The organism is Inhella sp. (assembly GCF_041912635.1).
In the GTDB taxonomy this organism is placed as follows: domain Bacteria; phylum Pseudomonadota; class Gammaproteobacteria; order Burkholderiales; family Burkholderiaceae_C; genus Inhella.
Genome location: NZ_JAYRMO010000026.1, coordinates 35,212 through 54,692, shown reverse-complemented (window position 1 = coordinate 54,692; position 19,481 = coordinate 35,212). Strand labels below are relative to the sequence as shown.

The 19,481-nt window shown below is 66.4% G+C and carries 22 protein-coding genes; 11 read left to right on the top strand and 11 right to left on the bottom strand.

The genetic code is table 11. The features are described from left to right. Positions 1–16 precede the first annotated feature (16 nt). Genes ACE3QP_RS15450 through ACE3QP_RS15440 form a run of 3 tightly spaced genes read right to left on the bottom strand, consistent with a single transcriptional unit; the run spans position 17 to position 2,380 of the window. The gene (locus tag ACE3QP_RS15450; RefSeq protein ID WP_374437379.1) at positions 17–730 is read right to left on the bottom strand and encodes a type 4a pilus biogenesis protein PilO; all 714 of its coding nucleotides are present in this window, start codon (positions 728–730) and stop codon (positions 17–19) included. After that, positions 699–1,304 carry a PilN domain-containing protein gene (locus ACE3QP_RS15445; RefSeq protein WP_374437378.1) on the bottom strand — a complete coding sequence of 202 codons (606 nt, stop codon included), beginning with the start codon at positions 1,302–1,304 and terminating at the stop codon, positions 699–701. Before ACE3QP_RS15445 ends, ACE3QP_RS15450 begins: the two co-directional genes overlap by 32 nt. Next, positions 1,301–2,380, bottom strand: coding sequence for a pilus assembly protein PilM (locus ACE3QP_RS15440; RefSeq protein ID WP_374437377.1), 1,080 nt, complete (start codon positions 2,378–2,380; stop codon positions 1,301–1,303). Before ACE3QP_RS15440 ends, ACE3QP_RS15445 begins: the two co-directional genes overlap by 4 nt. Before the next feature lie 208 nt (positions 2,381–2,588). Between ACE3QP_RS15440 and ACE3QP_RS15435 the strand changes: the two genes are divergently transcribed. Next, positions 2,589–4,940 (top strand): penicillin-binding protein 1A, encoded by a 2,352-nt coding sequence (locus ACE3QP_RS15435; RefSeq protein ID WP_374437376.1) that lies wholly within the window; start codon positions 2,589–2,591, stop codon positions 4,938–4,940. Here ACE3QP_RS15435 and cyaY read toward each other — a convergent pair. After that, positions 4,930–5,259 (bottom strand): iron donor protein CyaY, encoded by a 330-nt coding sequence (cyaY, locus tag ACE3QP_RS15430; RefSeq protein ID WP_374437375.1) that lies wholly within the window; start codon positions 5,257–5,259, stop codon positions 4,930–4,932. The two genes, ACE3QP_RS15435 and cyaY, sit on opposite strands and share 11 nt — an antisense overlap. A 21-nt stretch (positions 5,260–5,280) precedes the next feature. On the opposite strand from cyaY, the gene ACE3QP_RS15425 reads away from it, so the two are divergent. After that, entirely contained in the window at positions 5,281–5,430 is a 150-nt protein-coding gene (locus ACE3QP_RS15425) for a lipoprotein (protein ID WP_374437374.1), read from the top strand. On the opposite strand, the gene ACE3QP_RS15420 is transcribed toward ACE3QP_RS15425, so the two are convergent. The 5 genes from ACE3QP_RS15420 to ACE3QP_RS15400 all read right to left on the bottom strand — a co-directional run bounded on the left by ACE3QP_RS15420 (position 5,427) and on the right by ACE3QP_RS15400 (position 10,515). Next, a complete protein-coding gene (locus tag ACE3QP_RS15420; RefSeq protein ID WP_374437373.1) occupies positions 5,427–6,419 on the bottom strand; it encodes an ABC transporter ATP-binding protein in 993 nt (330 codons plus the stop codon). The two genes, ACE3QP_RS15425 and ACE3QP_RS15420, sit on opposite strands and share 4 nt — an antisense overlap. Further along, complete coding sequence (locus tag ACE3QP_RS15415; protein WP_374437372.1) at positions 6,416–7,405, bottom strand: ABC transporter ATP-binding protein; 990 nt, start codon at positions 7,403–7,405, stop codon at positions 6,416–6,418. The genes ACE3QP_RS15420 and ACE3QP_RS15415 overlap by 4 nt, the downstream gene beginning before the upstream one ends. A gap of 11 nt (positions 7,406–7,416) precedes the next feature. After that, positions 7,417–8,337, bottom strand: coding sequence for an ABC transporter permease (locus ACE3QP_RS15410; protein WP_374437371.1), 921 nt, complete (start codon positions 8,335–8,337; stop codon positions 7,417–7,419). Between the two features lie 2 nt (positions 8,338–8,339). Next, positions 8,340–9,317, bottom strand: a complete 978-nt coding sequence (locus ACE3QP_RS15405) for an ABC transporter permease (RefSeq protein WP_198109638.1) — start codon at positions 9,315–9,317, stop codon at positions 8,340–8,342. A gap of 169 nt (positions 9,318–9,486) precedes the next feature. Continuing rightward, the gene (locus ACE3QP_RS15400) at positions 9,487–10,515 is read right to left on the bottom strand and encodes a porin (protein ID WP_374437370.1); all 1,029 of its coding nucleotides are present in this window, start codon (positions 10,513–10,515) and stop codon (positions 9,487–9,489) included. Between the two features lie 139 nt (positions 10,516–10,654). Here ACE3QP_RS15400 and coq7 point away from each other — a divergent pair, with 139 nt between their 5' ends. Then, complete coding sequence (coq7, locus tag ACE3QP_RS15395; protein ID WP_374437369.1) at positions 10,655–11,290, top strand: 2-polyprenyl-3-methyl-6-methoxy-1,4-benzoquinone monooxygenase; 636 nt, start codon at positions 10,655–10,657, stop codon at positions 11,288–11,290. Here the strand turns inward: coq7 and ACE3QP_RS15390 are convergent, their stop codons facing one another. Continuing rightward, a complete protein-coding gene (locus tag ACE3QP_RS15390; protein ID WP_374437368.1) occupies positions 11,291–11,716 on the bottom strand; it encodes an OsmC family protein in 426 nt (141 codons plus the stop codon). A 57-nt stretch (positions 11,717–11,773) separates the two neighbouring features. Here ACE3QP_RS15390 and ilvA point away from each other — a divergent pair, with 57 nt between their 5' ends. Further along, complete coding sequence (gene ilvA / locus ACE3QP_RS15385) at positions 11,774–13,312, top strand: threonine ammonia-lyase, biosynthetic (protein ID WP_374437367.1); 1,539 nt, start codon at positions 11,774–11,776, stop codon at positions 13,310–13,312. A 32-nt stretch (positions 13,313–13,344) separates the two neighbouring features. Beyond that, on the top strand, positions 13,345–14,523 hold the full coding sequence (locus ACE3QP_RS15380) for a nicotinate-nucleotide--dimethylbenzimidazole phosphoribosyltransferase (protein WP_374437366.1): 1,179 nt from the start codon (positions 13,345–13,347) through the stop codon (positions 14,521–14,523). A 6-nt stretch (positions 14,524–14,529) separates the two neighbouring features. On the opposite strand, the gene ACE3QP_RS15375 is transcribed toward ACE3QP_RS15380, so the two are convergent. Continuing rightward, the gene (locus ACE3QP_RS15375; RefSeq protein ID WP_374437365.1) at positions 14,530–15,219 is read right to left on the bottom strand and encodes a hypothetical protein; all 690 of its coding nucleotides are present in this window, start codon (positions 15,217–15,219) and stop codon (positions 14,530–14,532) included. 57 nt (positions 15,220–15,276) lie between these two features. Between ACE3QP_RS15375 and gspG the strand changes: the two genes are divergently transcribed. From gspG to gspL, 6 genes are read left to right on the top strand one after another with little or no spacing between them, the layout of a single operon-like run. Continuing rightward, positions 15,277–15,711: a type II secretion system major pseudopilin GspG gene (gene gspG / locus ACE3QP_RS15370; RefSeq protein WP_374437364.1), complete on the top strand. Its 435-nt coding sequence runs from the start codon at positions 15,277–15,279 to the stop codon at positions 15,709–15,711. Further along, the gene (locus ACE3QP_RS15365) at positions 15,638–16,141 is read left to right on the top strand and encodes a Tfp pilus assembly protein FimT/FimU (protein WP_374437363.1); all 504 of its coding nucleotides are present in this window, start codon (positions 15,638–15,640) and stop codon (positions 16,139–16,141) included. Before gspG ends, ACE3QP_RS15365 begins: the two co-directional genes overlap by 74 nt. Further along, positions 16,138–16,497, top strand: coding sequence for a type II secretion system minor pseudopilin GspI (gene gspI, locus ACE3QP_RS15360; protein ID WP_374437362.1), 360 nt, complete (start codon positions 16,138–16,140; stop codon positions 16,495–16,497). Before ACE3QP_RS15365 ends, gspI begins: the two co-directional genes overlap by 4 nt. Beyond that, complete coding sequence (locus ACE3QP_RS15355) at positions 16,497–17,210, top strand: type II secretion system protein J (protein WP_374437361.1); 714 nt, start codon at positions 16,497–16,499, stop codon at positions 17,208–17,210. Before gspI ends, ACE3QP_RS15355 begins: the two co-directional genes overlap by 1 nt. Beyond that, entirely contained in the window at positions 17,210–18,193 is a 984-nt protein-coding gene (gene gspK / locus ACE3QP_RS15350) for a type II secretion system minor pseudopilin GspK (protein WP_374437360.1), read from the top strand. The genes ACE3QP_RS15355 and gspK overlap by 1 nt, the downstream gene beginning before the upstream one ends. Positions 18,194–18,253: 60 nt before the next feature. Further along, positions 18,254–19,477: a type II secretion system protein GspL gene (gspL, locus tag ACE3QP_RS15345; RefSeq protein WP_374437359.1), complete on the top strand. Its 1,224-nt coding sequence runs from the start codon at positions 18,254–18,256 to the stop codon at positions 19,475–19,477. Positions 19,478–19,481: the final 4 nt, after the last annotated feature.

Below are 19,481 nucleotides of genomic sequence, written 5' to 3'. Positions count from 1 at the left end.
CGAATCGATCCCGGCTTCATTTTTTCGCCCCCGTACCGGATCTCGTCTTTTGCTGCGCCAAAACCTCAGAGGGATCTAGGTACCTATACGTCCTGGCCGTGGCCTCTAGGACCAATATGCCGCCAACATCTTTGGCGGCCTGAGGGAAAACTTGAAGATTGTGCAACGTAACAATCCTCGAAAGATTGGAAATATCCGCAGCAAATGACCCGAAGTCATGGTATCTGCCGGCTATCCGAAGAGATATTGGCTGCTCAGCATAGTAGTCTTTCACAATCTCGGAGTTAGGCCTGAAGAGCTCAAACTGCAAGCCTCTACCCACGCCAGACTGATTGATGTCAGACAGCAGCGCATCCATTTCGGCCTTTCCAGGCAACTGCTTCTCAAGCTGCGTCACATACTCTTCGACTTGACTCTTTTGCTTTCGAAGCTCTGGCAAATTGACAGCCTGCGCGACTTTATTCTTGAAGTCCGCCTGGAGTTGCGGCTCTTTGGCAGCTTCCCCCTCAAGGATCGCTTGCTCGTCAGAAAGAACCAGGACATAGCCCAAAACGATGGCAATTACTGCAGCCACCGTAAAGCTCGCGAGTTTTGGCAAAGGCGGCCATTGCCCCGGCTCGTTTGGATTTAGGCCACGAAACTGCTCGGCAACCTCGCGACCCCACGTATTGAGATCGAACTGCGCTTTAGAGGCCATGTCAGCCCTTCCTTGCCGCAGGAGCAGCATCATTAGAAGGGTCGGGATTCAGGCCCTTGAAAGTTAGCTTGAGCGTAAAGTCGAACAGGCGCTTCGAATCGCGCGCACTAGTGGCGACATTTGTTAGCTTGATTTCCGCCAATTCCGGTCGCTCCAACCATTGCGCTTCACGGGATGCATTTCGCATGAATTCTGAAACCCGTTCTTGCGTTTGAGCCAAGCCCGTCAATGTCACCGACTTTTCTGACTGCCTGATACTGCTCAGGTATACACCCTCGGGTGTAAGACGAGCAAGTTCGTTCAGCAAGTGGACCGGCATATTTCTCTCAGCCTGCAAGGCCTCGACCGCCTTTTGGCGCCTAGTGAGCGCGTCGATCTCCTCACGAAGATTAGCAATGTCTTTGATCTGGGCGTCGAGTTGACTAATTTGCGTCTGGAGAAAAGTGTTGCGCGTCCGCTGCTGCTCGATCATGGTCTGCAGCATCAGCCAGCCCAGCGCCGCGACCCCCACGCCAACACCGAACGAAAGCGCAAGCCCCACGAAGAAGGCTTGCTTGCGCCGCTTACGACGCTCTTCGCGATACGGAAGTAGATTGATGAGGATCATTCGTGGAACCTCCGCATGGCCAGGCCGCAGGCCGTCAAATAGGAAGGTGCTTCGCGCTGGACACCACCTTCGCGCACCCCACTGCCGATCACCATATTCTCGAAGGGGTTGACCACCATACAGGCGAAGCCGGTCAGATCAGTAACCCGTTCCTTGAGCCCCCCAAGCGTTGCAGTGCCTCCAGCCAACATCACGTAATGCACCTTGTGATGGGGCGTGGATGTGAAGAAATACTGCAGGGCTCTCCCAATCTCCTGCGAGAGGCTATCCACAAAAGGCTCCAGCACCTCAGCCCGGTAGTCCTCGGGCAAATCGCCGGACAGCTTCTTTTGCTCCGCCTCCTCGAACGAAAGCCCGTACTGGCGAGATATCAGCTGAGTGAGTTGCGCCCCACCAAACGCCTGATCGCGGTCATAGAGCAACTCGTCATCGCGCAGGACTTTCAGGCTGGTGGTATCCGCGCCAATTTCGAACAGTGCCACCAGCGCATCCTTGCCCTCGCTGGGCAGCGCCTTGATCAGGCGCGACATGGCCAGTCGGGAGGCGTGCGACTCAACGTCCAGAATGACAGGTTTGAGCCCAGCAGCCTCAGCCAGACCTTGGCGATCTTGGACACGGTCCTTGCGCGACGCGGCAATCAGGACTTCAACATCCCCCACCGACGTCGGACTGGGCCCGACCACGCAAAAGTCCAGACTCACTTCGTCCAGGGAGAAGGGGATGTATTGGTTGGCCTCAGCCTCAACCTGGATCTCCATCTCCTCTTCGCGCAGCCCTGCCGGCAACATGATCTTCTTCGTGATCACCGCCGACGCGGGCATCGCTAGCACCGCCTGACGGGTGCGGGTGCCGCTTCGCGACACCACGCGCCGCACGGCGTCCGCAACCTCGTCGAACTTCTCAATGTGCCCGTCCGCAATCCAGCCCTTCTCGAAGGACTCGGAAGCGAAGCGCTCCAGCACGAATTCCCCAGACTTGTTCTGGCTCAGTTCAACCAACTTCACGCTGGTGGAACTGATATCAAGTCCAAGCATGGGCGGGCTCTTGCGCCCCAGCAACCCATCCAGTATTCCCATGCCGACACCCTTTGCCCCAACGACGGAGCGACTTAAGAACTTACTTGCATGCTAGCAGTAAAGCCTTTGTGGCCAATGGAAAAACCGGCCACTCGGGGTTTCCCACGTTGCAACCCGAGCACGTCCGAAGGGTTGGGTGTAACTCGTTGTGAAGGGAGCAGCAAGCGAAAAGGTCGCCACACTGGGGATTTCTATAATGGGTGCGCCCATGAGCAAAGCATCCGAGCCCCTGCCCCCTCCCTCTTCCGCCCCACGGGCTCGCACTTGGCACCGCGCCGCCCTGCAGTTGCTTGTGGCGGGGCTGTGCCTCTTGCTCGCCGGGCTGGTGACTGGCGCGCTTGTGATCGTTACGGCCTACCCGAACCTGCCGGACATCTCCGGACTGAGCCAGTACCGACCACATCAACCCCTGCGCATCTGGTCGGCCGATGGCAAGCTGCTGGCCGAGTTCGGGGAAGAGCGGCGGCAGTACCTGCCGATCGACCAGATTCCCAAAGTGATGCAGGACGCCGTGCTAGCCATCGAAGATGCACGCTTCTACGAACACGGCGGTGTGGACTATCTGGGTGTGCTGCGCGCAGGCTTGGCGAATTTGCAGGAATCACGCAGCCAAGGCGCTTCGACCATCACGATGCAGGTCGCGCGCAATTTCTACCTGAGCACCGAGAAGACTTTGGCGCGCAAGCTGTACGAGATCCTGCTGGCGCTGCGCATTGAATCCGAGCTCTCAAAGCGCAAGATTCTTGAGATTTACATGAATCAGATCTTCCTGGGGCATCGGGCGTATGGCTTCGCTGCCGCCAGCGAGGTGTATTTCGGCAAACCGCTGCACCAGATCAGCGCCGCGGAAGCCGCCATGCTGGCGGGATTGCCGAAGGCCCCGTCTGCCTACAACCCGATCACCAACCCCAAGCGGGCTCGTATCCGGCAGCAGTACATCCTGGACCGCATGCTGGAGAACCACTTCTTGACCGCGGCGGCGCATGCGCAGGCCAAGGCCGAAACGCTCAAGATTCGCAGCAGCCAACCGGCCCAGGTTGGCGCTGACTACGCTGCCGAGGCCGCCCGCCAGCTGTTGCTCAGTCGCTACGGCGACGACCTCTACTCCCGTGGCTTGAACGTCACCTTGAGCGTACGTGCTGATGAGCAGGCAGTTGCCTACAAGGCGCTGCGAAAGGGCCTGATGGACTACGAGCGCCGTCAGTTCTACCGCGGGCCAGAAGCCCATGCGGATCTGCCTGCCGATCCCAAGCTGGTCGATGTCCGGGTGGCGGAGGTGCTGTCCGAACACCCACCCAATGGGGAATTGCTCGCCGCCGTCGTGCTGGAAGCCGGACCGCGCAAGGTGGTGGCCGCTCTGCAGAATGGTGACTCGATCACGGTGACCGGGGAAGGCCTGAAACCCGTCGCTTCGGGTCTGGCGGAGAACGGCAACCCCAAGGTCCAGATCCGGCGCGGCTCAGTCGTGCGGGTGCAGGCCGATGCCAAGCTCGGCTGGGTGCTTACGCAACTGCCGGAAGTGGAAGGGGCTCTCGTGGCCCTGGACCCCCGCACTGGTGCCATCCGGGCCATGGTGGGTGGCTTCGATTTCGCCAAGAACAAGTTCAACCATGTGACCCAGGCGTGGCGCCAACCGGGCTCCAGCTTCAAACCCTTCATCTACTCAGCTGCTCTGGAGCGCGGCTTCACGCCGGCCACGATCGTGAATGACGCCCCGCTGTTCTTTGACGCCGGCACCACCGGCAGCCAGCCGTGGGAGCCCAAGAATTACGACGGAACCTTCGACGGCCCGATGACCCTGCGTCGCGCATTGGCCAAGTCCAAGAACATGGTGTCGATTCGCGTGCTGCGCGCGGTAGGAGCGCGGGAGGCGCAGGAGTGGATCGGCCGTTTTGGCTTCCCTGCGGCCAAGCACCCGGCCTACCTGACCATGGCACTTGGCGCAGGATCGGTCACGCCGCTGCAGATGGCCGAGGCCTATGCCGTATTTGCGAACGGTGGGCATTTGTTGCCCTCTTCCCTGATCCAGAGGGTGGTGGACGACCAAGGGCGCGTACTGTTCAGCAACCCGGCACCCGTCTTGGACGACGGCACCCGCACGCTGGATGCGCGCAACGCCTTCCTCATGAGCAGCCTGCTGCAAGAGGTGACGCGCAGTGGCACCGCGGCGCGGGCGCAGGGAACCCTTAAGCGCCCGGACCTGTACGGCAAGACCGGCACAACCAATGATTCGATGGACGCTTGGTTCGCCGGCTACCAGCCTGAGTTGGTGACCGTCGTCTGGGTGGGTTATGACCAGCCGCGCAAGCTGGGCAGCCGCGAAACGGGGGGTGGGCTGGCGTTGCCGATCTGGATCGACTTCATGCAATTCGCCTTGCGCAGCACGGCGGTGGCCGAAATCCCGCCCCCCGAGGGTGTAGTTCAGATCAACGGCGAATGGTTCTTCGATGAGTACGCCGGCCCGCAGGGTGTGAGCCGGATCGAGAACGACGACCCCAATCTGCCGCCTCCGGCGAATGCCGAGGAGAAGAAGGGCATCCTAGATCTGTTCAAGCAGTGAGGCTGAGCGTCCGCCCCGCCTGGGCGCTGGCCTCGCGGTTGAACACGCTGACGAACTCAGACCCGCTCTTGGTGTCGCGCCACGCGCCGTCCTGCCACTGGAAGTGAAACCCACCGGCGCGGCTGGCCAGCCAGATCTCGTGCAGTGGTGGTTGCTTGTTGATGACCAGCTTGCTGCCGTTGGGCAAGCTCAGCTCCAGCAGCCCGCCCGCGCGCTGGGTATCGATATCGATCACATCGTCCTGGAGCCAGGCGTCGGCCTGGGCTTCGATGCGGCGAAGCAGGGCATCAGCCCGGTCGTGGTATTCGGAATCGTTCATGCCGCTGCCTACACTGGCGCAATGAAAACAACTTGCAGTGTAGAAAGCCGTGCCCAGCGCGGCATGGCCGGCTGGGCTTTGGCCTTATCCGCATTGATGCTGCTTGGCGCCTGCGGGCAGAAGGGGCCGCTGCGGCAGCCCCCACCCGCGCAGCAGGCCACCGCAGCCTAGATCCGTGCTTCGGCTACCGCGTGGCAGGCCACGCGGATGCCCTTGAAGTCCTGCAGAGCGGGGCGTTCTTGCTTGCAGCGCTCGTTGGCGTGCGGGCAGCGCGGGTGAAAGCTGCAACCGCTGGGCGGGCTCAGCGGGTTCGGTACCTCACCCTGAACCGCGACGCGGTCACGGCCGGTCAGATGGATGTCGGGAATCGCATCCAGCAGCATGCGCGTGTACGGGTGACGCGGGTTGGCAAACAAAGCGGCCTTGTCAGCCAGTTCCACCAGGCGACCCAGATACATCACGCCGATCTGGTCCGCCATGTGCCGCACCACCGCCAGGTTGTGCGAGATGAATAGATAGGTCAGCCCCTGCTTGGCCTGCAGGTCCTTCATGATGTTCAGCACCTGGGCCTGCACCGATACGTCGAGCGCACTGGTGGGCTCGTCGCAGACCAAAATCTCGGGGGCCGTGGCCAGGGCACGGGCGATGGAGATGCGTTGGCGCTGCCCACCGCTGAACTGGTGCGGGTACTTGGCGCCATCGAGCGGGTTCAGGCCGACCATGCTGAGCAACTCGGCCACGCGGGCGCGGATGGCAGCCGGGTCCTTCAGGACGCCCTGTTCAGTCAGCGGCTCGGCCACGATGTCGGCCACCTTCCAGCGCGGGTTTAGGCTGGCATAGGGGTCCTGGAAGATCATCTGCAGGCGGCGGCGCAAGCTCAGCGAATCCTTGGCACCGAACCACTCGCGGGTGTCGCGCCCATCGAAGGCGACGCTGCCGCCGCTGGGTTTGTACAGGCCCACCAGCAGGCGCGCCACCGTGCTCTTGCCACAGCCGGACTCACCCACCAGGGCCAGGGTCTTGCCCTTGGGGATGTCGAAGCTGATGCCGTCGACGGCATGCACGAACTGCTTGGACTTGCGCTCCAGCACCCGGTTCAGCCAGGGCGCGGACACGTCAAAACGCATCGCCAGGTCTTTGACTTGCACGAGCGGGTTCATGCACGGGCCTCCGCGTGGTGCAGCCAGCAGGCCGCACGGGTGGCGCCCACCTCAATGAGCGGCGGCACATCCTGCTTGCAGCGCGGCAGGGCCTGCGGGCAGCGGGGATGGAAGGCGCAGCCGCCGGGCATGGCATTCAGGCGCGGCATCGCGCCATCGATCTGCTGCAGGCGCTCGCGATCCTCGTCCATCGCCGGAATGGAGCCCATCAAACCGATCGTGTAGGGGTGAGCCGGGCAATGGATCACCTGCTGCACGGGGCCCAGTTCAACGACGCGGCCGGCATACATCACCGCCACACGGTCACAGGTCTCGGCGATCACGCCCATGTCGTGGGTCACCAGCATCACCGCTGCGCCATGCTGGCGGCAGACGCGCTTGAGCAGTTGAATGATCTGCGCCTGGATGGAGACATCCAGCGCCGTGGTCGGCTCATCGGCCACGATCAGCTTCGGTTCGGCCGCCAGCGCCAGGGCAATGACCACGCGCTGGCGCATGCCGCCACTGAACTGGTGCGGGTACTGGTCGATGCGCGCTTCGGGCGCCGGGATGCCGGTCTGCCGCAGCAGGTCGATGGCACGCTCGCGCGCCTGTGCGGCATTCAGGGGCAGGTGCGTCAGGATGGTCTCCGTCAGCTGCTGCCCCACGGTGAAGAGCGGATTCAGCGAAGTCAGCGGGTCCTGGAAGATCGCACCGATCTTCTTGCCCCGCAGCGAGCGCATGGCAGCCGCACTCAAGTTGTCGATGCGCTGGCCCTCGAACCAGATCTCGCCGCCGCTTATGCGCCCCGGCGGCTCCAGCAGGCCGATCAGGGCCGTGCCCGTCAGGGACTTGCCTGCGCCCGATTCGCCCACCACGCCGAGGATCTCACCCGGCGCAATGTCGAAGGACACGCGGTCCAGAGCCTTGAGCACCCCTTGCCGGGTCGGGAACTCGACGCTGAGTTCGCGCACCTGCAGCAAGGCTTCCTTGTGATTCGTCGTCATCTGCAGACCCTCTAATGCAGGCGCGGATTGAGCGCGTCGCGCAGCCAGTCGCCCAGCAGGTTCACCGAGAGCGAGATCAGCACCAGCATCAAGCCCGGGAAGATCGTGATCCACCAATGGCCCGAGTACAGGAATTCATTGCCGATGCGGATCAAGGTGCCCAGCGAAGGACTGGTGGGCGGCACACCCACGCCCAGGAAGGACAGCGTGGCCTCGGTGATGATGGCCAGGGCAACTTGCAGGGTGGCGATCACCAGCACCGGCCCCAGCACATTGGGCAGCACATGGCGGCGCATGATGCGCAGCGAACCCACGCCGACCACACGCGCGGCCTGCACATATTCCTTGTTGCGCTCCACCAGGGTCGAACCGCGCACGGTGCGGGCGTACTGCACCCAGCCAGTCAGTGCGATGGCCAGGATCAGCACCGAGAAGGCCAAGGTTTCGCCGGCGTCCGGGAACAGGGTCTTGCCCACGCCGTTGATCAGCAGTGCGACCAGGATGGACGGGAAGCTCAGCATCACGTCGCACACGCGCATGATGAAGCCGTCCACCTTGCCGCCCACAAAGCCGGCCAGCAGGCCCAGCGAGACGCCGATCACCACCGAAAGCAGCACCGAGCCCAGGCCGATGAAAAGCGAGATGCGCGCGCCATAGAACAGCGCCGAGAGGATGTCGCGCCCGTAGCCGTCGGTGCCGAGCAGGAACTTCGTGCTGCCTTCAGCCATCCAGGCCGGCGGCAACGTGGCGTCCATCAGGTTCAGCGTGGCCAGATCGAGCGGGTTGTGCGGCGCGATCTGCGGTGCGAACACCGCGCAGATCACGCAGGTCAGCAGGATCAGGCTGGCCAGCAGGGCCACCGGCGAGCGCCGGAAGGAGTACCAGAGATTGCTGGCCAGGAAGCGCTGCCAGCGCGTGGGTTGAGCGCTCATGATCAGTGTCCGGTGCTGTGAACACGCAGGCGTGGGTCCACGGCGAAATACAAGAGGTCCACCACCAGATTGATGGTCACGAAGATCAGCGAGATCAAACAGAGGTAGGCGGCCATCACCGGGATGTCGGCGTTCTGCACCGCCTGGATGAACAGCAGGCCCATGCCGGGCCACTGGAACACCGTCTCGGTGATGATGGCGAAGGCGATCAGCGAACCGAGCTGCAGGCCGGTGATGGTGATGACGGGCACCAGCGTGTTGCGCAGCGCGTGGCGGAAATGCACGACCCGCTCGCTCAAGCCGCGGGCGCGCGCGAATTTGATGTAGTCGGTGCGCAGCACCTCCAGCATCTCGGAGCGCACCAGGCGCATGATCAGCGTCAGCTGGAACAGTGAGAGCGTGAGTGCCGGCAGGATCAGGTACTTGAAGCTCGTCCAACTGTGGAAGCTGGTGGTCCAGAAGCCCAGGCTCAGTACCTCATGGCGGCCATTGCTCGGCAGCCATTGCAGGTTCACCGCGAACACCATGATGAGCAGGATGCCGATCAGGAAGGTCGGCAGCGAAACGCCCACTAGCGAGAGCGCCATCACCAGCTGCGCGAAGAAGCGCCCGCGCCGGAGCGCCGCATACACACCCAGCGGAATGCCCACGCCCACCGCGATCACGGCAGCCATCAGGGCCAGTTCGATGGTGGCCGGAAAAGCCTCGGCGATCAGCGTGGAGACCTTGCGCCCCTGGCGCAGGGAAAGCCCGAATTCGCCCTGCGCGGCATTACCCAGAAAGCTGCCGAACTGAACCACGAAGCTGCGGTCCAGGCCCAGGTCGCGGCGCAGCTGATCACGCTGTTCGGGCGTGGCGTCCTGACCCAGCATGTTCGCCACCGGATCGCCCACGAACTGGAACAGGCTGAAGGCGATGAAGGCGACCGACAGCATCACCACGCCCGCCTGCAGCAATCTGCGAAGAATGAAAACCAACATGAGCGATCCTGGAGTCCAGCCGCCCGGCGGCAGCGGGCGCGCATCATGCCAGGGTTACGCGGGGGTACCGATCGGCACCAACCCCGCGTGATGCAGTTGCGCCTCCTGGCAGCAGCGGCAAAGAAAAAGCCGCCCGAGGGCGGCTTGGCTCGATGCGACCGAAGGTCGATCAGAAGCTGTGGCGGATGCCCACTTCGTAGCCGGTCGAATCGCCGGCATTGCTGGTGGCGGTAGCGGCGCGCGGAGCGGCCACGCCCTTGGTGCCACCCAGCGAGAAAGTGGTGGCGCCGTTGTTGTCCACCTTGGCCACGGTGGTGTACAGCGTGGTGCGCTTGGACATGGCGTAGTCGTAGCCCAGGGCCAGAAGCTTGGCGTCGTTGATCTGCTTGCCCGCGATGGCGCCGGTGCCGGTGGCATTGCCGTCAGCCTTGGCGAACGACAGGATCAGCTTGCCCTGGCCCATCTTGACGGTGGCGCCGAGGTTGATGATGTCCTGGTCCAGCGCGCCACGCTCGCTCTTGGTGTACATGCCGCTGAGCGCGAAGCTGCCGAAGTCATAGGCCGCGCCCAGAGTACCGGTCTTCAGCTTGTTGCCGGAGCCGTGTTGGCCGTAGGCGGCCGAGAGGTGCAGCGCCTTGTCCTTGTAGCCCAGGCGGAAGGTGTTGGCCTTGTTGGCGTCGGTGCCTTCGCCCAGCGAGGTGTCGAAGCTGCCGTAGAAGCTGCCCATGGCCGGCAGGTAGTAGGCGATCTGGTTGTCGCTACGGTTCACATAGCCGCCGCTCAGCGAGCTGTAGATGCGGTCGATGGAGGCCATGCCGCTGGTGCCGAACGGATCGAAGTCGTCCACGATGGTGCGGTCCGACAGCTTGTGACGGCCCAGGCGGATTTCGCCGAAGGAGCCCATCAGGCTGACGGTGGCACGACGGCCCCAGAACGGGCTACCGGCTTCACCGGTGTCAGGCACCACGCCATGCTCGATGTTGAAGCCTGCCTTGAGGCCGCCACCGATGTCCTCCACGCCGCGGAAACCCAGGCGGCTGGCCGAACGGCCTTCATTGACCAGCTGGTTCAGCGAGTCGGCGCCCTTCAGGTTGCGCACCGCGAGATCCATGATGCCGTACACCGTCACCGACGACTGGGCTGCAGCCAGACCCGACACCAGACTCAGGGCCGCAAAGGCCAGAACGCTCTTCTTCATGCATTGCTCCTGTTGGAAGTCACACACCGGGTAATCCCGGACTGCGGAGAATTGAACCAGACTCCTGTGACAGCTCCCTGACAAGCAAGCCTTCTCGTTGCGCACCGGCAACGAACTCGGGATTTCCTAAACTGAGCTGATGCGTCGCATCAATGAACTGGATCAGCTCTTTGTCGTTTTGGACCAGGGGCTGCGTACCCTGCTCGCCACACCCCATGCGGCGCGGGAGCGCCCCAGGCCCAGCGAAGCCGACGCCGAGCTGACCGCCGAAGAGCGCCGTGAGGCGGCGGCACTGATGCGCGTGAACCATGTGGGCGAGGTGTGCGCGCAGGCGCTCTACAGCGCCCAAGCCCTGAGCACGCGCGACGCCGCGCTGCGCGTGCACCTGGAGCACGCCGCACAAGAAGAGGAGGACCACCTGCAGTGGACCTCCGAGCGGATTGCCGAACTGGGGGGGCGCACCAGCCTGCTCAACCCGCTCTGGTGGGGCGGCGCCTTCGGCATTGGCCTGGCGGCCGGCTTGGCGGGCGATCGCTGGTCACTCGGCTTCGTCGTCGAAACCGAGCGGCAGGTCGAAGCGCATCTGCACTCGCATCTCACACGGCTGCCGGCGGGCGATCAAAGCTCCCGTGCCATCGTGGCGCAAATGGCCGCGGACGAGGCCGCCCACGGCCTGGCGGCGCAGCAAGCCGGCGCAGCCGAGTTGCCGGCCCCGATCAAACAACTGATGCGCTTGGCCGCCAAGGTGATGACCCGGACGGCCCACCACGTTTGATCAATCCGCTTCGAGCACCTCGAAGCTGGTCGTGACCTCGGCCGTGCGGCCGAGCATCACGGTGGCCGAGCAGTACTTCTCGTGCGAGAGCGCCACCGCACGGCCCACCGCCTCGGCATTCAATTGCCGCCCCTTGACGACGAAGTGCATGTGGATCTTGGTGAAGACCTTGGGGTCCACGTCGGCGCGCTCGGCCTGCAGCTTGACCTCGCAGCCCAGCACCTTGTGGCGGCCACGCTGCAGGATCAGCACCACGTCATAGGCGCTGCAGCCACCGGCCCCAACCAGCATCATTTCCATCGGCCGGGGCGCCAGGTTGCGGCCGCCGCCCTCGGGCGCGCCGTCCATATTGACCCAGTGCCCGCTGCCGGTGGCGGCATGAAAGCTCATGCTGCCCGGCCCATTCCATTGAACTGTGCATTCCATTTGACGAATCCTAGGCTGGCATGATGGCTCGCCCCTTCGCCACATAGAAATAGCCCCATGGCCAGCCGCCCTGCCCTGACCCCCGGCCCCGACAGCTACCTGCAGCGCATCCTGCGCGCCCGCGTCTACGAAGTGGCCAAGCAGACTGCGCTGGAGCCGGCGCGCAAGCTCAGCAAGCGCCTGGACAACAAGGTGCTGCTCAAGCGCGAGGACCAGCAGCCGGTGTTCAGCTTCAAGCTGCGCGGCGCCTACAACAAGATGGCGCAGCTGGCGCCCGAGCAGCTGGCGCGCGGTGTCATCTGCGCCAGCGCCGGCAATCATGCGCAGGGCGTGGCGCTGGCGGCGCGCAAACTTGGCTGCAAGGCCCGCATCGTCATGCCCGTGACCACCCCGCGCATGAAGAGCGACGCGGTGCAGGCCCTGGGCGGCGACGTGGTGTTGCACGGCGATTCCTTCTCCGACGCCTACACCGAGGCCCTGCGCCTGCAGGCCGCCGAGGACCTCGTGTTCGTGCACCCCTTCGATGACCCCGACGTCATCGCCGGCCAGGGCACGGTGGCGCTGGAAATGCTGCAGCAGCACACCGGCCCCTTGGATGCGGTTTTCGTGGCCGTTGGCGGCGGCGGTCTGATCGCCGGCGTGGCGGCCTACATCAAGGCAGTGCGCCCGGAGGTGCAGGTGATCGGCGTGCAGATGACCGATTCCGACGCCATGGCCCGCTCCATCGAGACCGGGCGGCGCGTGATGCTGGACGACGTCGGCCTGTTCTCGGACGGCACCGCCGTCAAGCAGGTGGGCGCCGAGACCCTGCGCGTGGCCAAGGCCCTGGTGGACGACTGGGTGCGCGTGGACACCGACGCCGTCTGCGCCGCCATCAAGGACATCTTCGAGGACACCCGCAGCATCGTCGAGCCAGCCGGCGCGATGGGCGTGGCCGCCATCAAGCAGCATGTGGCGCGCACGGGCAGCAAGGGCAAGACCTTTGCCGCCATCACCTGCGGCGCCAACATGAACTTCGACCGCCTGCGCTTCGTGGCCGAACGGGCCGAGGTGGGCGAGCAGCGCGAAGCCCTGTTTGCCGTCACCATCCCCGAGGCACGCGGCAGCCTGAAGCGCTTCTGCCAGTTGATCGGCTCGCGCAGCGTCACCGAGTTCAATTACCGCATCTCGGACGAGGCCCAGGCGCACATTTTTGTCGGCCTCTCGATGAGCCGGCGCGACGACGCCGAACGCTTGGTGCACACGCTGGGCAAGCATGGCTTCGCGGCCCTGGATCTGACGCATGACGAGATGGCCAAGCAGCACCTGCGCCATCTGGTGGGCGGCCGCAGCAGCCTGGCCGAGCACGAATGCCTGGTGCGCTGCGAATTCCCCGAGCGCCCCGGCGCGCTGATGCGCTTCCTGGATGCCATGCACCCGAACTGGAACATCAGCCTGTTCCATTACCGCAACCAGGGTGCGGACTACGGCCGTGTGCTGGTGGGGGTGCAGGTGCCCAGCAAGGAGCGCGCCGCGTTCCGGCGCTTCCTGGAGCAGCTGGGCTACCCCTATGTGGATGAAAGTGAGAACCCGGCCTACCGCCTGTTCCTTCGCTAGCATCGGCGCGGCAACATTTCGTAGCCGCCGCCATGACCATCCATGAATCGCTGATCTCGCCCACCGCCAACCCGGAGCTGGAGCGCGCGCTGCGCGAACGCCTGGCGCGGCGCAGCGCCATTGCCGGCGGCTTCGGGGAGCTGGAGCCGCTGGCGGTGCGCCTGGGCCTGATTCAGAACACGCTCACGCCCAAGTTCCAGAACCCGGTGCTGGCCTTGTTCGCGGCCGACCATGGCCTGGCCGTGGAAGGCGTGGGCGCGCAGTGGGGCCGCAGCACGCACGACCAGGCCATGCTGGCCCTGCAGGGCCGGCTGCCCAGCGCCGTGCTGGCCCGCCTGCATGGCCTGCATCTGCAGGTAATCGACTGCGGCATCGCCGAGGACATGGCGCCGCACCCCAAGCTGCAGCTGCGCAAGGTGGCGCATGGCACGCGCAACAGCATCTTTGGCCCGGCCATGTCGCGCGAGAACCTGCATGCCGCGCTGCGCGTGGGCATGGAAATCGCCAACAACCTGGACGGCAATGTGCTTGCCTGCGCCGGCATGGGCATGGCCTCGAACGAATGTGCGGCCCTGCTGCTTTCGCGCCTGGACGCCCGCCTGCTACGCGAGCTGCTGAGCCCGCAGTCGATGGCGACGCTGGACTTGCTGGAGGCGGTGCTGAGCCGCCACCGCGAGGCCCTGGATGCCATGGAGGCGATGGCCGCCTTCGGCGGGTATGAAATCGCGGTGATGGCCGGCGCCATGCTGGTGGCCGCCAGCAAGCGCATGCTGATCCTGGTGGATGGCCTGCCGGCCTGTGCAGCCCTGCGCTGCGCGGCCTCGATCGCCGCCCCCGTCACCGACTACGTGCTGTTCTGCCGCAGCAACCGCGAACCCGGCCTGGACACCGCCCTGCACGGCTTCCACGCCGGAGCACTGCTCTCGCTGGGCATGGACAGCGCCGACGGCACGGGCGCCACGCTGGCCTGGCCACTGGTGCGCAGCGCTGCCGCCCTGCTGTCGGACGTGCATGAATTTCCGATGCAGTCGGCCATCGCCGGCGGCACGGCTCCGGTCGCCGCACTGCAGGACGCCGAAGCGGATGGACCGGATCCCACCGCCACCACGCCGGCCGACTTCACCGAAGCCACCACGGTACCGGCCAGCGCCACCGAGCTTCTGCCACTGGCCGAACGCAGCACCTATCCCGGCAATCCCTTGCTGGACTAGGACCGGCTAGCGCAAGGTTTCCACCGGGTTGCGCCGGCGCGGCAGGCCGTCGACAGGAGCTGGCATGGGGCCGCTGATGGGCGGAGCCGCCTGGGGCGGCGCGCCGAAGGCCGTTGGTGCCGGGTTGGCGGCCGGCTGCGGCGCTTGCGCGCCGAAGGCGGCGGGCGGTGCCCCGGGCGTGGGCTGCGCCATCGGTGCCATCGGCAGCCCCTGGGGCGCGCCTGGCACCGGCGCCAGGCTCAGGCTGGGCAGGCTGCCTTGGGCGGCCGGAGGCGGCGGGTCCAGGCGCAGTTGCACCTGCACCGCGCCCTGGCGGCCGAGCGAGACACCGGTGGGCTCGACGCGCAGCAGCTGCAAGTCACCCTCTACCACCTGCCCGACGCGCACGCTGCGCGGCGTGCCGCCGTCCACGGCCAGCAGAGCAAGGCCTTCACGGTCCTGACGTTCGGGCTGACGCGCCGCAACCAGGCCCAGCAGCTGGAAGCGGGCATCGGCCGGCGCGGCCGGGGCCTGCGCGGCCTCGGGGGGCGGGCTGCTCGGCCCCAGCAGTCGATCCAGCGAAGGCGCCGCCAGGCGTTCGCTCGCGGCCAGCGGCACGGCGGGGGCGGAGCCCTGCGGCCACAGGCGCAGAGCCAGCGCGCCGGCGCTGCAGCCCACCAACGTCCACACCAGGAAGGTAGCAATTCGTTCACTCATGGCCGCCGATTATCATGAGCCGACTCCCTTGAGCTGGCCGCCGTGGCCCTTGATTCCATGCGTGTTTACTCCGGTCCCGGCGCGCGCCGTCGCGGCTTCACCCTGATCGAACTGCTGGTGGTGATCGTCATCATCGGCGTGCTGGGCGCCATGGTGGTGCCCAATCTGCTCAGCCGCGCGGACGACGCGCGCATCACCGCCGCGCGCGGCGACATCGCCCAGCTGATGCAGAACCTGAAGATGTACAAGCTGGACAACCAGCGCTTCCCCAGTGCCGAGCAAGGCCTCGAAGCTCTGGTGCAGAAGCCCACCGTGGGCAGCATCCCACCCAACTGGCGGCCCTACATCGAGAAGCTGCCCAAGGACCCTTGGGGCCACCCTTACCAGTACGCCAACCCCGGCGTGAAGGGCGAGATCGATGTCTTCAGCCTGGGCGCCGACAACCGCCCGGGCGGCGAAGGCACGGACGCCGACATTGGCTCCTGGCAGTAAGCGCCGCGGCTTCACCCTGATCGAGCTGCTGGTGGTGGTGATGCTGATCGCCATCGCCAGCGTCACGGTCAGCATGGCCCTGCGCGACCCCGCCGCCAGCCAGCTGGAACGCGAGGGCGAACGACTGGTGTCGCTGCTGGAAATGGCGCGCGCCGAAGCGCGCGCCAGCGGCCAAATCGTGCGCTGGCGGCCCGGGCCGGACAGCCAGGGCCGGCATTTCCGCTTCCTCGGCCTGAGCGAGCGCCAAAGCCTACCCACGCAATGGCTGGGCGACCCGCCGGCGGTGCTGCTGGAAGGCAACCAGACCGAGCTGCTGCTCGGCCCCGAGCCCCTGATTCCGCCGCAGGCCCTTCGCCTGAGCCTGGGGCCGCGGCAGCTGCGCATCGCCACCGATGGCCTGGCCCCCTTCAGCAGCCAGGCAGTGGAATGAAACCCGCACGCGGCTTCACCTTGATCGAAGTGCTGGTGGCCCTGACCCTGGTGGCCGTGGCCCTGGGCGCGGGCATGCGCGCCGCCGGCGCGCTGACGGACAACGCCGAGCGCTTCCAGCTGATGAGCGCCGCCCAGTGGTGCGCCGAGAACCAGCTGGTGGAGCTGCGCCTGTCGCGCCAGTTCCCGGGCGTGGGCGAAAGCCGATTCGAGTGCCAGCAGCTCGGCCGCAGCCTGCAGGGCCGGCTGCAGGTGCAGGCCACGCCGAACCCGAACTTCCGCCGCGTGGATGCCGTGGTCGGCAGCGGCGAGCACGCCAGCCTGCTGACGCTGTCGACCATCGTGGGGCGCTTCTGATGCGACGCGGTTTCACCTTGGTCGAGGTGCTGGTGGCCTTGCTGATCCTGGCGCTGATGGCCACCCTGGCCTGGCGCGGCGTGGACGGCATGCTGCGCGCGCGCGACATCAGCCAGGCCCAGCTGGACCGCAGCGCCCGCCTGCACACGGTGATGGCGCAGTGGCAGCAGGACCTGGAGCAGGTGCAGGACACCCAGCTGATCCCGGCGCTGCGCTTCGACGGCCGGCATTTGCGCCTGACACGCCGCCAGCCCGAGGGCCTGCAGGTGGTGGTGTGGTGGCTGGCCGAGGGCAAGCTGCAGCGCTGGGCCAGTGCGCCGGTGCGCAATCTGCAGGCGCTGCGGCAGAGCTTCGAAGAGAGCCAGCAGCCGCTGGCGCTGGCCAGCCGCTCGCTCAGCACCCTGGAAGGCGTGGCCGGCTGGCAGATGGCCTACTACTTCAACAATGCCTGGGCCAATGCGCAGTCGAGCGGCGACCTGGTGGAAGACGCGGCGCTACGCGACAAGCGGGAGCGCGAGGCCGGCAGCAAGCCGCAGCAGCCTGACCCGCAGAACCCTCAAGGTGGTCAAGGGGGTCAAGGTGGCCAGGCCGGTCAAGGCACGCAGGGCCCCACCCGCGCCACTCTGCCCAAGGCCGTGCGCATGCAGCTGGATTTCGAACCCGGCCAGTTCGGCGGCCCCCTGGTGCGCCAGGTCCTGCTGGGGGCTTCCTGATGCGAACCCGCCAGCGCGGGGCGGCCCTGCTGACCGCCTTGCTCATCGTCAGCTTGGTGGCCACTCTGGCCGCGGCCATGGTGTGGCGGCAATTGCGCGCCGTGCACCTGGAAGCGGCGGACCGCGCGCGCGCCCAGGCGCATTGGGTGCTGCTGGGCGCGCTGGACTGGGCCCGCCTGATCCTGCGCGAGGACCAACGCGCCAATACCAGCGAGCCGGTCGATCATCTCGGTGAGGTCTGGGCCGTGCCCCTGGCCGAGGCACGCCTGTCAACCTTCCTGGCCGCGGACAAGCAGAACGCCAAGGAGGATGAAGGCCCCGAGGCCTTTCTGTCCGGCCGCATCGACGACGCCCAGGCGCGCTACAACCTCAGAAACCTGATAGATAGCAGCAAGGACATCCCGGCGCTGGAAAAGCGCACCGTGGGGCGCCTGTTCCAGTCCGCCGGCCTGCCGGCCGACATGGCCGAGCAGTTTGTTCAGCAACTGAACCGCGCCCTACAGGCCAGCGACGACAGCGCCGACGCCCCGATGCGCCCGCAGACCGTGGCCCAACTGGCCTGGCTGGGCCTGCCGCCGGATGCGGTGCGCGCGCTGGAGCCCTGGGTGGTGATCCTGCCGCAGCCCAGCCCGGTCAACGTCAACACGGCGCCGCGCGAGGTGCTGGCGGCGCTGTTCGACAACATGGACCTCGCCACCGCCGAGCGCCTGGTGCAGCAGCGGCGCACTCAACCCTTCCGCAACGTCGCCGAGATCCAGCGGGTGCTGGGGCGCGCCGCAGAGGGCGGCGTGGACGCCAAGCGCATTGATGTCAAGAGCGACCACTTCCTCGTCACCGGCCGGCTGCGCCTGGACGACCGGGTGGTGGAACAGCGCTCGCTGGTGCAGCGCACCAACGACTCCGAAGTCAAGCTGCTCTGGCGCGAACGCGTCAGCCCGCCACCCGGTACTAGCACCCAGACCGGCGCCCTGGGCGCTCCCTAGAATCGCCCGCCCTCTGCTCCGAGCCCTTCCAGCCCCTGCGGGCCGACGCCTGATTCCTTCATGAGCACCCTGCTGATCCTGCTGCCACCCCGAGAACGCCTGCAGGCCGGCGCACGCAGCGCCCGGGCCGGCGCCACGGCGCGGGCGTCGGAGTTCGACTGGGTGCTGCAGCGCGGTGACACCCTGGAGCAGGGCCGCAGCCCCGCCGCTGCCCTGCCCAAGGCCGATCAACTGGTGCTGCAACCCCATGCGCTGGACTGCAGCTTCCACCGCGCCACGCTGCCGCGCGCGCCCGCCGCGCGCTGGCGCGCCGCGCTGGCCGGGCTGCTGGAAGAACAGCTGCTGGAAGAACCGGAGCAGCTGCATTTCGCGCTGCCACCGGGCGCCGCACCGGGGCAGGAACTCTGGGTCTGCGTGACCGCCCGCGCGCCGCTGGAGCAGGCCGTGGCCACCCTGGAAGCGGCGCAGCGCTTTGTGGATCGCATCGTGCCGCCCGGCACTCCGCTGGCTTCGGCAGACGAAACCCCGCGCGCCCATGTGCTGGCCGACGAGCAAGGCGCCCCGCTGCTGCTGCTGGCGCAGGCCGAGGGCCTGCTGCTGCGGCCGCTGCGCGGCCCGGCCCCGCTGCTGCCCGCAGGCACGCAGTGCAGCGCCGAGCCCGAAGTGGCCGCCGCGGCCACCGCCCAGCTGGGCGCCGCGGGCGAGGCCCTGCCGCTGCGCAGCCGCGCCCAGTTCGCGCTGGATGCGCTGGGCTCGGGCTGGGACTTGCGCCAGTTCGAGCTACGCCCGCGCATCCAGGGCCTGCAGCGCATCCACCAGGCCCTGCACCGCTTCATGCAGCCGGCCTGGCGGCCGGTGCGCATCGGCCTGCTGGCCCTGCTGGGCCTGCAGCTGGTTGGCCTGAATGCGCTGGCGTGGCAGCAGCGGCAGCAGATCCGCAGCCAGCAGCTGGCCATCGACCAGACCCTGACCCAGACCTTCCCGCAGGTGCGCGCGGTGCTGGATGCGCCGGTGCAGATGCAGCGCCAGATGGACCTGCTGCGCGCGCAGGCCGGGGCGCTGGGTCCGCAGGACCTGGAGCCGCTGCTGGCCGCCGCCGCCAGCGCCTGGCCCGAGGACCGCGGCCCCGCCGAGGCCCTGGGCTTCGAACCCGGCCAGCTCAGCCTGGCCAGCGCGGGCTGGACCGAGGCCCAGATCGAGCTGCTGCGCCAACGCCTGGCCAGCGAAGGCTGGAGCCTGGCCCACGAGCAGGGCCGGCTGATCCTGCGCCGCGCCAAGAATTGATTCC

Excerpts from the sequence above, each read along its gene's own strand:
- ACE3QP_RS15415 (WP_374437372.1), bottom strand. The coding sequence starts at position 7,405 with ATGACGACGAATCACAAGGAAGCCTTGCTGCAGGTGCGCGAACTCAGC.
- ACE3QP_RS15425 (WP_374437374.1), top strand. The coding sequence starts at position 5,281 with ATGAAAACAACTTGCAGTGTAGAAAGCCGTGCCCAGCGCGGCATGGCC.
- gspL (WP_374437359.1), top strand. The coding sequence starts at position 18,254 with ATGAGCACCCTGCTGATCCTGCTGCCACCCCGAGAACGCCTGCAGGCC.
- ACE3QP_RS15375 (WP_374437365.1), bottom strand. The coding sequence starts at position 15,219 with ATGAGTGAACGAATTGCTACCTTCCTGGTGTGGACGTTGGTGGGCTGC.
- ACE3QP_RS15445 (WP_374437378.1), bottom strand. The coding sequence starts at position 1,304 with ATGATCCTCATCAATCTACTTCCGTATCGCGAAGAGCGTCGTAAGCGG.
- ACE3QP_RS15380 (WP_374437366.1), top strand. The coding sequence starts at position 13,345 with ATGACCATCCATGAATCGCTGATCTCGCCCACCGCCAACCCGGAGCTG.
- ilvA (WP_374437367.1), top strand. The coding sequence starts at position 11,774 with ATGGCCAGCCGCCCTGCCCTGACCCCCGGCCCCGACAGCTACCTGCAG.
- ACE3QP_RS15435 (WP_374437376.1), top strand. The coding sequence starts at position 2,589 with ATGAGCAAAGCATCCGAGCCCCTGCCCCCTCCCTCTTCCGCCCCACGG.
- cyaY (WP_374437375.1), bottom strand. The coding sequence starts at position 5,259 with ATGAACGATTCCGAATACCACGACCGGGCTGATGCCCTGCTTCGCCGC.
- ACE3QP_RS15390 (WP_374437368.1), bottom strand. The coding sequence starts at position 11,716 with ATGGAATGCACAGTTCAATGGAATGGGCCGGGCAGCATGAGCTTTCAT.
- ACE3QP_RS15405 (WP_198109638.1), bottom strand. The coding sequence starts at position 9,317 with ATGTTGGTTTTCATTCTTCGCAGATTGCTGCAGGCGGGCGTGGTGATG.
- ACE3QP_RS15355 (WP_374437361.1), top strand. The coding sequence starts at position 16,497 with ATGCGACGCGGTTTCACCTTGGTCGAGGTGCTGGTGGCCTTGCTGATC.
- gspK (WP_374437360.1), top strand. The coding sequence starts at position 17,210 with ATGCGAACCCGCCAGCGCGGGGCGGCCCTGCTGACCGCCTTGCTCATC.
- gspG (WP_374437364.1), top strand. The coding sequence starts at position 15,277 with ATGCGTGTTTACTCCGGTCCCGGCGCGCGCCGTCGCGGCTTCACCCTG.
- ACE3QP_RS15400 (WP_374437370.1), bottom strand. The coding sequence starts at position 10,515 with ATGAAGAAGAGCGTTCTGGCCTTTGCGGCCCTGAGTCTGGTGTCGGGT.
- ACE3QP_RS15420 (WP_374437373.1), bottom strand. The coding sequence starts at position 6,419 with ATGAACCCGCTCGTGCAAGTCAAAGACCTGGCGATGCGTTTTGACGTG.
- ACE3QP_RS15410 (WP_374437371.1), bottom strand. The coding sequence starts at position 8,337 with ATGAGCGCTCAACCCACGCGCTGGCAGCGCTTCCTGGCCAGCAATCTC.
- ACE3QP_RS15365 (WP_374437363.1), top strand. The coding sequence starts at position 15,638 with ATGTCTTCAGCCTGGGCGCCGACAACCGCCCGGGCGGCGAAGGCACGG.
- gspI (WP_374437362.1), top strand. The coding sequence starts at position 16,138 with ATGAAACCCGCACGCGGCTTCACCTTGATCGAAGTGCTGGTGGCCCTG.
- ACE3QP_RS15440 (WP_374437377.1), bottom strand. The coding sequence starts at position 2,380 with ATGGGAATACTGGATGGGTTGCTGGGGCGCAAGAGCCCGCCCATGCTT.
- coq7 (WP_374437369.1), top strand. The coding sequence starts at position 10,655 with ATGCGTCGCATCAATGAACTGGATCAGCTCTTTGTCGTTTTGGACCAG.
- ACE3QP_RS15450 (WP_374437379.1), bottom strand. The coding sequence starts at position 730 with ATGATGCTGCTCCTGCGGCAAGGAAGGGCTGACATGGCCTCTAAAGCG.